8 protein-coding genes are annotated in these 11,161 nt (G+C 71.6%); 6 read left to right on the forward strand and 2 right to left on the reverse strand.

Features of this window, described 5'->3' with window-relative positions; all coding sequences use genetic code 11:
* Positions 1 to 929: 929 nt before the first annotated feature.
* From dnaN to VFZ20_RS10215, 3 genes are all read left to right on the forward strand, one after another.
* Positions 930 to 2,042, forward strand: coding sequence for a DNA polymerase III subunit beta (dnaN, locus tag VFZ20_RS10205; RefSeq protein WP_329683764.1), 1,113 nt, complete (start codon positions 930 to 932; stop codon positions 2,040 to 2,042).
* A 106-nt stretch (positions 2,043 to 2,148) separates the two neighbouring features.
* Positions 2,149 to 4,044, forward strand: a complete 1,896-nt coding sequence (locus tag VFZ20_RS10210; RefSeq protein ID WP_329683765.1) for an SEC-C domain-containing protein — start codon at positions 2,149 to 2,151, stop codon at positions 4,042 to 4,044.
* Between the two features lie 47 nt (positions 4,045 to 4,091).
* Positions 4,092 to 4,631 carry a hypothetical protein gene (locus tag VFZ20_RS10215; protein WP_329683766.1) on the forward strand — a complete coding sequence of 180 codons (540 nt, stop codon included), beginning with the start codon at positions 4,092 to 4,094 and terminating at the stop codon, positions 4,629 to 4,631.
* A gap of 85 nt (positions 4,632 to 4,716) precedes the next feature.
* On the opposite strand, the gene VFZ20_RS10220 is transcribed toward VFZ20_RS10215, so the two are convergent.
* A complete protein-coding gene (locus VFZ20_RS10220) occupies positions 4,717 to 5,118 on the reverse strand; it encodes a hypothetical protein (protein ID WP_329683767.1) in 402 nt (133 codons plus the stop codon).
* 364 nt (positions 5,119 to 5,482) lie between these two features.
* Here VFZ20_RS10220 and VFZ20_RS10225 point away from each other — a divergent pair, with 364 nt between their 5' ends.
* From VFZ20_RS10225 to VFZ20_RS10235, 3 genes are all read left to right on the forward strand, one after another.
* Entirely contained in the window at positions 5,483 to 7,342 is a 1,860-nt protein-coding gene (locus VFZ20_RS10225) for an SEC-C domain-containing protein (RefSeq protein WP_329683768.1), read from the forward strand.
* Between the two features lie 190 nt (positions 7,343 to 7,532).
* On the forward strand, positions 7,533 to 8,774 hold the full coding sequence (locus VFZ20_RS10230) for an acyl-CoA dehydrogenase family protein (protein ID WP_329683769.1): 1,242 nt from the start codon (positions 7,533 to 7,535) through the stop codon (positions 8,772 to 8,774).
* A gap of 258 nt (positions 8,775 to 9,032) precedes the next feature.
* On the forward strand, positions 9,033 to 10,139 hold the full coding sequence (locus VFZ20_RS10235) for a phosphotransferase family protein (RefSeq protein WP_329683770.1): 1,107 nt from the start codon (positions 9,033 to 9,035) through the stop codon (positions 10,137 to 10,139).
* Positions 10,140 to 10,252: 113 nt separating this feature from the next.
* On the opposite strand, the gene VFZ20_RS10240 is transcribed toward VFZ20_RS10235, so the two are convergent.
* Positions 10,253 to 10,648, reverse strand: a complete 396-nt coding sequence (locus VFZ20_RS10240) for a hypothetical protein (protein WP_329683771.1) — start codon at positions 10,646 to 10,648, stop codon at positions 10,253 to 10,255.
* Positions 10,649 to 11,161 lie beyond the last annotated feature (513 nt).

Consider the following 11,161-nt stretch of genomic DNA (forward strand, 5'->3'; position numbering starts at 1 on the left):
GTGGTTCGGCGGGCGGGACGGGACGGTGTGGGTGGGACGGGGATTGCGACGGAGCGGGTGAACCCGCCGCTGGGACAGCCATAAGCCCCGTCTCAACTCGCTGACGCTCGCCGAACGAGGTTTCAACCGATCGGACGCGGCCCGGGCGCAGCCGGCCGGCCCGCGCCGGGGCAGTCCGCGCAGGCGGACTTCGTGCTTTGCCAGCGGCGAATTCATTCGCTCCTGGCCCGCGGCCTCCGGTGAAGGACGGGCCGATCCCGCTCGGTCGACCCGCGGCCGATCGGCTTGGATTCCGCCTTGGGTGCACGGGGAAGGCGCGCGGCAGGAGCCGTCGGCGAAGGCCGACATCACGTGTTCGGTGCCGCGAATTCATTCGCCGGGGCTGGGAGGCTGCCTGGACCGCTTCGGGCCTGGGAAGGGCTACGGCCTTGTGCTCGACCCCGATCGGCCGCGAGGGGCGGAGGAGACGGGATCCCGGGCGGCCCCCGCGCCGAACGGGCTCTCTCCTTATATATTCCCCACGCGCCGGCGGCGCGTCCGACAAGCACACGAAGTATCCACCCGGTGGCCGCTACCGGACGCAGGGCTTGACGGGGACCGTCCACACGCGGTACATGCGTGGGAAATGTGCTCCGTCCGGGTGTGGACAACCGGTGTGGATGAGCCGTGGAGAAGTTGTGGAAGAGCGCTCCCGGCTGTGGGAACGTGGACGCGCCGGGGACAACCCGGGTTCTCCACACCCGTTTTCCCCAACGGGGCAGGGCCGTGCAGGTGGTTGCGGGACAGTGGGTTGGATGGGCTCCGGAGCGGGTTGTACACGGTTCCCACACCCTCTACTACTGTAACTAAGATTTATATCTGTATACTGGTGGTAACCCTTCCCCGTGGAGAACGGGGGCAATCCCAGGCGATGGGCGGAACCGAACCGTATGCGATTCACGATCACGCGTGAGAACCTGCAGCAGGGGCTGGGCGCGGTGGCGGGCAGCATCCCCAGCCGCACCACGCTGCCCGTGCTCTCCAACATCCTGATCGAGGCCGAGGACGGCGGCGTCCGGATGAGCGGCACGGACCTGGACACGGCCGTGTCCGTGCGCGTGGCCGCGGACGTGGCCGAGCCGGGCGCCATCACCGCGCCGGCCAAGAAGCTCCAGGAGATCGCCCGCGAGCTCCCCGGCGCCGTGGAGTTCAGCACGCAGGGCGACGCCATCAGCATCGCCAGCGGGCGCACCAAGTACCGGCTCAACGGGCTGCCCCGCGACGAGTTCCCCGCGTTTCCCAAGGTGGACTTCGCGGAGAGCTGGCGCGTGACGGGCGAGCACCTGTCGCAGCTCATCAACAGCGTCTCGTTCGCCGCGTCCACCGAGGAAACGCGGCCCATCCTGAACGGCGTGCTGTGGCAGCTGGGCGAGGGCGAGATGCGCATGGTGGCCACCAACGGCCACCGCCTGGCCAAGATGACGCTCCCCGTGGACAGCGCCGACGGCGCCGTGCCCCCGGGCGACTTCATCGTCCACCCGCGGGCCCTGGCGCAGGTGCAGCGCCTGTTTCGCAAGGACGAGACGGTGGAGGTGGGCCGCTCCGAGAACCACATCGGGTTCCGCGGCAGCGACGTGCAGATCTTCACCCGCCTGATCGAGGGGCCGTACCCCAACTACGAGCAGGTCATTCCGCGCGACAACGACAAGCACATGGTGTGCGAGAAGGACGCGCTCACCAAGGCCGTGCGGCGCATGGCCATCGTGGCCAGCGACCAGACGCACCGCATTCGCCTGTCGCTGGGCGGGGCCATGCTGCGCTTTGCCGTGGAGACGCCCGACGTGGGCACGGCCACGGAAGAGCTGCAGGTGGAGTACGATGGTGACCCGCTGGAGATCGGCTTCAACGCGCAGTACCTGCTGGAGCTGCTCAAGTACATGCCCACCAGCGAGGTGCGGATGAGCTTCAAGGCGCCCGAGCGCGCGGCCACCATGATGCCCATCGGCAACGAGGACACGCCGGACTACCTGTGCCTGGTCATGCCCCTGCGCCTGCTGAGCTGATCCGCGCGATGCGCGGGCATCCATGAACGACGGAGCGGGGGAGGGCCGGCGCGGCCTTCCCCCGCCTTTTTCGTCCCCCCTACGATCACGCCACCGTGGAAACCGGATGAGCGCTCCCCACCGCAACGATCCCTGTCCCTGCGGCTCGGGCCGCAAGTACAAGGCGTGCCACATGCGCGACGACCAGGCTGCCGCCCGCGCCATGCAGGCGCCGGGGCCCCGCGATATTCCGTCCTTGCGGGAGCGGATGGACGAGGTGGCGCGGCGCACGCCCCTGTGGCAGGCGGACGTGGCGCCGCTGATGGGCGTGCTCCCCGGGTCCGGCGAGCCGGGCGCCATCACCATGGTGGCCGCGGACGGGCTGATCCTGGCGACGGACGTCCTGTCGCGCCGGCCCGTGGGGGTACAGGCGCGCGCCCGGGCGGTGATGGACGTGGTGATGGGGGCGGCCCGGTCCGCGGGGGTGCTGCCCGAACGCCTGCACGTGCGCGACGCGGCCCTGGCGCGGGCGCTGCGGCCGGAGATGGAGCGGCGCGGGGTAGCCACGGAGGCCGCCTCCCTTCCGGAGCTGGACGAGGCGCTGGACTCCGCCCTGGAGCACCTGGCCGACGGACCGGCGGGGCTGGGCAGCGCGCCCTGGACCTGGGCCGAGACGGAGGCCACGCCGGCGCAGCTGGCGGAGCTTCACGCGGCCGCGGCGGCGTTCCACCGCGCGGCACCCTGGCGGCGGCTGTCGGACGCGGAGGGGCTGCTGCTGCGCTTCGCGGGCGACAAGGCGCCGTGGGCGGCCAGCGTGATGGGCGCGGCGTCCATCCACCACGGGCTGGCGCTGTACTCCGACCCCGCCGACCTGGAAAACCTCTACGATCGGGACGAGCCGCCGACAAGCGACTGGGCCGCGGCGATCCAGGGGTTCACCCTGAGCATGAGCTACGGCGGGGCGGCGGAGCTGCCCGGCCCTCTGCGGCGCGAGGTGGTCCGCGCGGGATGGGAGATGGCCGCGCCGGACGTGCATCCCACGCTGCTGGGCGTGCGCGTGCCCGGGCGGCGGATCACGGCGGAGCTGGTGGAGCGGATGGCCCAGGCGTGCCGCGCCGTCGTGGCGTTCACGTCGGGGGACGCGCACGCGCTTCCCTGGCGACATCCCGGCACGGGCGTGGAGGTGCTGGCCGTCTTCAACCCCGAGACGGAGGACGAACGCACCCCGTGGCGGCCCCTGGAGCGCTCGCACCCGGTGGGCCCGGCCGGGCCGGCGGCGGACCCGGCGTTCGTCCTGCGCCCGGACGCGGCGCGCGAAGCGGTGAACCACACCGAGCGGGCGCGGTGGTACCGCTTCCTGGAGTGGCTGAACACGCAGTCGCTGTCCAGGGCCGCGCACCAGCGCGAAGGGCGCGCGGCGGAGCTGTGGACGGAGATGCTCGCGCGCATGCGCGTGCCCGCGGAGGCGGCGACGGAGCATGAGCTGCGCTTCTTTCTGTACGGCTGGCTGGTGATGGAGCAACCGCCGGCCAAGGCGGTGGCAAAGCACCTGACCCGGTCGCTGCGGCGCCTGTTCGACTGGTACGCGGCGGAGGAGGGGATCGAGTATCCCTGGGCCACGGCCGTCCTGGAGGAGCTGGACCACCTGGCGGCCATCGCGCGCGTGGACGACGTGCGCGTGGTGCTGCACGCGCTGACGGATTCGCTGTTCGAGGACCTGGCCCGCCGCGCGCTCGTCCCCGAAACCAGCGTACCCGGGACGGTGCACGGGTGGAGCCTCCCGTTCGACCCTCGCATGGTGCGGCTGCGCGACGAGATGCATCGCCACTGGCTGCTGTGGCACGACGAGGTGGTGCGTGGAGGCATCACCGATCCACGGAGCGTGCGCGACGTCCTGGTGGGCCGCCAGCGCGAGTGGGAGAACCGTCCGCACCCGGCCCTGGACGGCGGTACGCCCCGCCAGCTGGTGCTGGAGGAGGACGCGCGGGCCGTGGCGCGCCTTTCCGCGGGCCGGCTGCCGTAGTCCGTCCGGCTCGACGGCCATCCGCTGAACTTCCTGGAGACGCATCGATGGAACGCATCTACGCCGCGGGATGGCAGGGGCGAAAGGTCCGCTTCGTGGCGTGGGTCGTCCTGGGCGCGCTCGCCCTGGCGCTGTGGGGCGGATGGGAGATCACGCGCGGCTACGGCCTGCGCCCCGCCGACGGGGGCGTGCTCAAGCCGCTGGCCGTCCGCCTGGCGTTCGGCGGATGCGTGGCGGCGCTGGGCCTGCTGTTCGCCGTGGGGATGTGGATCTACGGGCGGTGCTACGTGGCGGAGGCCTCGGTGGACGAGACGCGCGGCGTGCTGGGCATCACCCTCATCGGGCTGGTCCTGCGCTCGCGGATGGAGGTGCCCGTGGACGACGTCGAGGGCTCCACCTACCACGCCGGCCGGTCCAACACGGGCGACTTCACGGTGAACGCGCCGTGGGTGTCCGTGCGCCTGCGCGGCCGCCGCCTTCCGCTCATCGTGGACGCGCAGGGCGAGTTCATCCGCCGCGAGCTGGTGGTGGAGCACCTGTTCCGCGCGCCTCGCCGGGGCAGACGCGGCACGGCGCGCCCGCGGTAACGGTGGAAAGGCCGGATGCGACGGGGCCCGGCATCCTGCGTGGATGCCGGGCCCCTGGTGCGTTCTGATGGACACGCGCCCGCCGTCAGGTGACGAAGACGTATGCGATGGCGGCGTGGTACGAGAACGCGGTGTCGGGCTTGAGCTCGCAGCGGCAGTCCCAGGTACGGACGTACAGCGTGAGGGTGCTGCCGCTGACCGACCACCCGGCCGTGGCGTGGCAGGGGTCCAGCATCTTGATGAACGGGTCGAAGTTGGGCGTGGCGACGATGGACACGGTCTGCACCATTCCCAGCTCCTGGTCCGGACACAGGGCGTCGCGCACGTCCAGGCTCCAGCTGCCGCCGGCGTCGGTGATGCCGGTGCCCGCCAGGTACAGCACGCCGTCCGCCGGCTCGCAGCGCTCGGACCGCGGCTTTCGGCCGTCGTCCGTCATGGGCCGCGCGGGGCCCGGCTCCTTCCACTGCATCAACAGGTTGGTGGCCATTGATCCGTCTCCGCTGACATGAAGGGTGCCGGTGCCACGTGCACCGGCTGCGGGAAAGATGATGGCGCCAAGCACGCGAGATCAAGCAAACGTGTGATCGCCGTGCAGGGAGCCATTCGGTGGCGGGACACGCGCACCGTTGAGCACCGGCCTCCGCGTCGTACACAGAAGCGGCAACTGCAATTCACGCAGAGGCAGCAGAGGCAGCAGAGTACCCCGGTTCAATGCGCGGCCGGGGGATTCTGCGTTTCCGCGGCTCTCCTTGGGCCGATCGGGGTGAGCGTGCCGGGCGTGTTGCCGGAGTGGTGTCTACGGCGTAAACTGGGGCGCCGATCCGCATCCATCCACCCGTGCCGACTGCCCCGTGGCTACCCTGAGCGCCTCCCGCAACGATCCCTGCCCGTGCGGCTCGGGCAAAAAGTACAAGGCCTGCTGCATGCGCGGCGACATGGCCCGCGAGCGCGTGCGTGGCACCCTGGGCGACGAGCTGTTCGGCGCGCTGGAGGCGCAGGTCCAGCACATCGCGGGCGAACAGCGCGCGTGGGAGGGGGACGTGCTGCCCATTGAGGGCGGCGCGAAGCCCGAAACGATGGTGATCCTGGCCGCCGGTCCCATGATCGTGCACGTGGAGGCGCTGCCGTATCTCGTCGCCAAGCCGGAAGAGCGGGCGGCGGCCCTGGCGCAGGCGCTCTCCGCCGCGGCGCGGAACGGATTTACGACGCCCAGGACCCTGCACGTGCGGACGGAGGAGCTGGCGGCCGCGCTGGAGCCGCTGCTGCGCGCCCGCGGGATCGCCGTGCAGGCTGGCGCCCTGCCCGCGGTGGACGAGGCCATGGCGTCGGTGCGGGCAGGGATGGACACGCCGGCCGACGTCCCGCTCACCACGCCCGACACGTGGCGCGAGACGGGCGCGTCCGCCCGGGAGCTGGCCGCGTTCCACGAGGCGGCCGCGGCGTTCTACCGCCTGGCACCGTGGAACGAGCCGGCGGCGCAGGATCCGCTGCTGCTGGAGCTTCCGGACGGGGCGCGGTGGGCCGCCAGCGTGATGGGCGACGGCGGCGTGGCATACGGGCTGGCGCTGTACTCCGAGCCGGTCGACATGATCACGCTGATGATGACCCGGACGTACACCGCCATGGAGGGCCATTCCATCACGGTGGACTACGACCAGCGCGGTCCCCTGACGGCGGCCATGCTGCGGGAGATCACGGCCGCCGGATGGCCCGTCGCGGGCCCGCGCGCGTACCCGCGCCTCTTCGGGCTCAACCTGCCGGAGGGGCGCGTGCAGGCGGAGCACGTGCGCACGGCCACGCTGTGCCTGCGCGCCGTGACCGCCCTGGCCCGCGGCGCCGATCCGCGCGCGGAGTGCGGGGTGAGCGTGATGTCCCTGCCGCTGCCGTTCGATGGGGACGAGAGCGAGGACGAGGAGGAATCGGAGCTCCTCGACTGGTTCCGGCCCGTTCCCAGCGCCACGCCCATCTGCGCGGAGGGCCCCGGCGCGAGCCCCCTGGGAGGCCTGCGTCCGTGGGAGGACTACCAGGCAGTCGGCGCGGCGGAGCGGGAGCGCGTGCCGCGCCTGGTCGCGTGGCTGCACGGCCACCTGCGGAACGTGCGCAAGGCGGACGAGGAGAACGCGCGCCTCTGGTGCGAGCACCTGGCCGGCATGGCGCTCCCCGCCGGCGCGGTGACGGAGCACGACCTGCGGCTGTACGTCTACGACCTCTTCATCCGCAAGTGTGATCCGTCCAAGCGGGCCGTCAAGGCGCTGCGCACGTCGCTGTTCTCCATCCTGCGCTTCTTCGAGGAAGAGGAAGGCATTCGCTACCCGTTCGCGCAGGCGGTGCTGGAGGAGCTGTGGGAGGTGGAGATGCGGGCCAACGAGGCGGGCATGTCGCTGCACGACGCGCTCGTGACCCTGAGCTACGAGGTCTACGACGACCTTGATGCGCGTGCCCTGCTGCACGAGCGCGATCCGGACCTGTGCGCCGGCTGGCCCAGCATGATGAACCGGGACGTGGCGCGCCTGGACCACGAGCTTCAGCGCCGCTGGCTGGCGTGGTACGACGACTTGGTGCGCGGGGGGATGACAGACTACGAGGCGCTGCGTGACGCGCTGCTGGAGAAGCAGTGCACGTGGGAGCAGGCGCCGCACGCGGACTTCGAGGGCCGGACTCCCGCCGAGGTCATCCGCGCGTTCGTGGAGTCCGAGACCATCCCCGGCTGAACGGCGAAACGGCAACTGCATTTCTCACGCAGAGCCGCAGAGGACGCAGAGTACTTCATCGCGCGAACGAAGTACTCTGCGTCCTCTGCGGCTCTGCGTGAGATGATCTTTTGAAGGTTGCGTTCGCGGGGACGCGGGCGTAGCGTGCGATCCGTTCCCGAACGCTGTTCGCCTGCTACCTTCCACTCCCATGAGCGCTCACGCTGATTCCACGCCGCCGTCCGTCGGGACGGGCCATCCGCACGGAAGCGACGCGGCGGAGCGCGTGCGCGCATTCCTGGACGCGCACGGGCCGGCGCTGGAGCGGTGCGTGCTGGCGGAAGGATGGACGGCCGCGGAGCCCGCGCTGGACGACCTGCGCGCCCGGGTGCGGGCCGCGGGGCTGTGGGCGCCGGCCCTGCCGCGCGAATGGGGCGGGATGGGGCTGTCGCTGCCGGCGTTTGCCCGGGTGAGCGAGGAGCTGGGGCGCTGGCTCTTTGGGCACTACGTGTTCGGCGTGCCGGCGCCGGACATGGGCAACATGGAGCTGCTGCTGAGCCACGGAACGGACGCCCAGCGCGAGCGGTGGCTGCGTCCCCTGGCCGCGGGGCAAATCCGCAGCTGCTTCGCCATGACGGAGCCGGAGCACGCGGGCAGCAACCCCGTCGTGCTGTCGACCACGGCCGTGCGGGCCGGCGACGACTACGTGCTGCGCGGCCACAAGTGGTTCACGACGGCCGCGGAGGGCGCCTCGTTCGCCATCGCCATGGCCGTGACCAATCCGGACGCGCCGCGACCGCACGAGCGCGCCAGCATGCTCCTGGTGCCCATGGACGCGCCGGGGGTGGAGATCGTCCGCAACCTGCCCGTGATGGGCGACGCGGGCGGCGGATGGGCCTCGCACGCGGAGGTGCGGTTCCACGACGTGCGCGTGCCGGCGGAGAACCGGCTGGGGGCGGAGGGGGCGGGGTTCGCGCTGGCGCAGGAGCGGCTGGGGCCGGGGCGCATTCACCACTGCATGCGGTGGATCGGCATCTGCGAGCGCGCGTTCGACCTGATGTGCGGCCGCGCGGCCACCCGCGAGCTGGCGCCGGGCGAGCCGCTGGGGCGTCAGCAGGCCGTGCAGTTCTGGGTGGCGGAAAGCCGCGCGGAGATCGACGCGGCGCGGCTGCTCGTCCTGCGCGCGGCCGAGCGCATCGAGGCCGAGGGCCAGCACGCCGCGCGGGACGAGGTCTCCGCCATCAAGTTCCACGTGGCGGGCGTGCTGCAGCGCGTGCTGGACCGCGCGCTGCAGGTGCACGGGGCGCTGGGGATGACGTACGAGACGCCGCTGGCCTTCTGGTACGCCCACGAGCGGGCCGCCCGCATCTACGACGGCCCCGACGAGGTGCACAAGGCCGCGCTGGGCAGCCGCATCCTGCAGCGCTACGGGATGCCGCGCGGGCGGCGGTAGCGGCGAGCCCGGAAGACGGATGACGGGCCGGGCTCCAGCCGGAGCGAATGAATTCGCCGCTGGAAAGGCACGAAGTCCGCCTGCGCGGACTGCCCCAGAAAGGTTGGCGACGTGCAGCGAGGCGGGGTTCACGTAGTTGAAGCCTCGCGCAGTTTGCGAGGCTTTCCGCAGTCGTTGCGGCGACTTTAGTCGCTCAGGCGGGATGCCCGCCTCCACGCAGATCATCATCCACCCCCACCCCCTGCGCGCGCAGACTCGATGAACCGAATCCCGGTGGATGCCGCGCGGCCGGTGCGCGCGGGGCAGGAGCTGGATCTACGCGCGCTCGCCGACTTCCTCGCGCGCGAGGTGCCGGGTTTCGCGACGTCCGCCGATTCGCTCGTCGTGGAGCAGTTCGGGGGCGGATACAGCAACCTCACGTACCTGCTGCGCGCCAGCGGCGACGTGGACGCGCCCGAGCTCGTGCTGCGCAAGGCGCCGCTGGGCGCGCCGGGCGGCGTGGCGCACGACATGGAGCGCGAGTTCCGCATTCTCGCGGGGCTGCATCCCGTCTATGGGCGCGTGCCCCGGCCGCTGGCGTTCTGCGGGGACGCGGAGGTGCCGGGCGCGCCCTTCTACGTGATGGAGCGGGTGCGCGGCATCATCCTGCGCGGCCGGCCGGACGAGGTGGCGGCGCTCAGCAACGAGGAGGCGCGCGGGCTGAGCGAAACGCTCGTGGATGCCCTGGCCGACATCCACCAGGTGGACTACAAGGCGGCGGGGCTGGCGGACCTGGATCGCGGGCCCCCGTATGCTGCCCGACAGGTCACGGGGTGGATTAGGCGCTACCACGCCGCCCGCACGGACGACGTGCCGGCGCTGGAGCAGGCCATCGCCTGGCTGGAGGCGCGCGTGCGGGCAGGCGCGGCGCCCGACCACGGGCCCACGCTGGTGCACAACGACTTCAAGTTCGACAACCTGGTGCTGGACCCGGCGAACCCGTCGCGCATCCTGGCCGTGCTGGACTGGGAGATGGCCACGATCGGCGATCCGCTGCTGGACCTGGGGACCACGCTGGGCTACTGGGTGGACGCGGACGATCCGGATGAGCTCCAGCGCATCATCCCGCCCACGATGTCCATCCACCCCGGTTCGCTGCGCCGCGCGGAGGTGGTGGCGCGGTACGAGGCGCGGACGGGCATCCGCATCGCCGATCCCGTGCTGCTGTACGTCTACGGCCTGGTGAAGGTGGCGGGCATCTGCCAGCAGATCTACGCGCGGCACGTGGCCGGTCAGGCGCCGGATCCCCGCTTCGGCGCGCTGATCCACGTCGTGCGTGCGCTGGGTACCGCCGCCGCGACGGCCATCGACCGCGGAAAGATCTGAACTGCATTCTCACGCAGAGGCAGCAGAGGCAGCAGAGTACTTCATTCCCGCGCCGAACCGGGGTACTCTGCTGCCTCTGCTCCCTCTGCGTGAGAAAGATCTTTTGGTTTTCCTCAGCCGCGGGCCATGATGCGGCTCAGGATGTCGCGCGCCAGCTCGCGGTCGTAATCCAGCGTGCCCTCGCGCGCCGTCACCATCACCTCGGACGTCGTGGCGCTCTGCCGCTCGATCTCCACGCGGATGCGCATCTCGCCCCGCATGCCGCTCACCGTGCGGTCGTTCTCGTTGGTGTCGCCCGCGTCCTCGCCGTCGGGGGTGATGCCCATGGCCGCGAACACGGCGCGGGCATCGGCCACCACGTCGGCCACGGAGCCGTTCACCAGCGAGCTCGCGCCCCGCTCGTTGTAGGCGATGGCCCCGCCCGCGCCCGCCGCCGCGGCCGCCGCCAGGCATCCCGACGGAAGCACCGCCAGGGCCAGCACCAGCACCATCTTCAGCATCGTCTTCATCCCTGCCTCCACTCGCTGAAAAGCACCCGGACCACCGGAACCAGGCGGCGCCGGCGGGCGGGTTGCCGCTGCAACCTCCCTGCCGTGACGCCACCGTGATCCAGACGATCCGCCGCGGCGAAGTGTTGAAGGCCTCGACATTCCCGACTCCGCATGAACACTATGCGTCGGCGTTGATTTCCTGAGGGAGCGCCGCGCAGAGCTCGCCCGTTCACGAACCCACGGGCGCGACCGAAGGATCTCCTCCGCGGGCCAGGGACTTTGCCGCTGGACCGGGTCCTTGTGTGGGCGAGAAGATCCTTCGGGGCCGCACGTATCCGGCGCGGCCGAGGGTCCTGAGGGCCCCTCAGGAAACAACTGCCTTTCTGGGTCCGATGAAAGACGAGGGGCGCCGATCCGTGGACCGGCGCCCCTCGAGGCGTTCCGCGTGGCGGCAGAGGCTCAGCGGTAGCGCAGGCGGCGCGTCTGCTGGTTGCCGGCCAGGGTCGTGGGGCCCGCGCCCGCGTTGGGCGT

Origin of the sequence: Longimicrobium sp., from assembly GCF_036280135.1 — a bacterium.
Lineage (GTDB): Bacteria > Gemmatimonadota > Gemmatimonadetes > Longimicrobiales > Longimicrobiaceae > Longimicrobium.

Bases quoted from the DNA above. Each gene is read 5' to 3' on its own strand.
- VFZ20_RS10210 (WP_329683765.1), top strand. From the start codon at position 2,149: ATGAGCGCTCCCCACCGCAACGATCCCTGTCCCTGCGGCTCGGGCCGC.
- VFZ20_RS10215 (WP_329683766.1), top strand. From the start codon at position 4,092: ATGGAACGCATCTACGCCGCGGGATGGCAGGGGCGAAAGGTCCGCTTC.
- dnaN (WP_329683764.1), top strand. From the start codon at position 930: ATGCGATTCACGATCACGCGTGAGAACCTGCAGCAGGGGCTGGGCGCG.
- VFZ20_RS10240 (WP_329683771.1), bottom strand. From the start codon at position 10,648: ATGAAGACGATGCTGAAGATGGTGCTGGTGCTGGCCCTGGCGGTGCTT.
- VFZ20_RS10235 (WP_329683770.1), top strand. From the start codon at position 9,033: ATGAACCGAATCCCGGTGGATGCCGCGCGGCCGGTGCGCGCGGGGCAG.
- VFZ20_RS10230 (WP_329683769.1), top strand. From the start codon at position 7,533: ATGAGCGCTCACGCTGATTCCACGCCGCCGTCCGTCGGGACGGGCCAT.
- VFZ20_RS10220 (WP_329683767.1), bottom strand. From the start codon at position 5,118: ATGGCCACCAACCTGTTGATGCAGTGGAAGGAGCCGGGCCCCGCGCGG.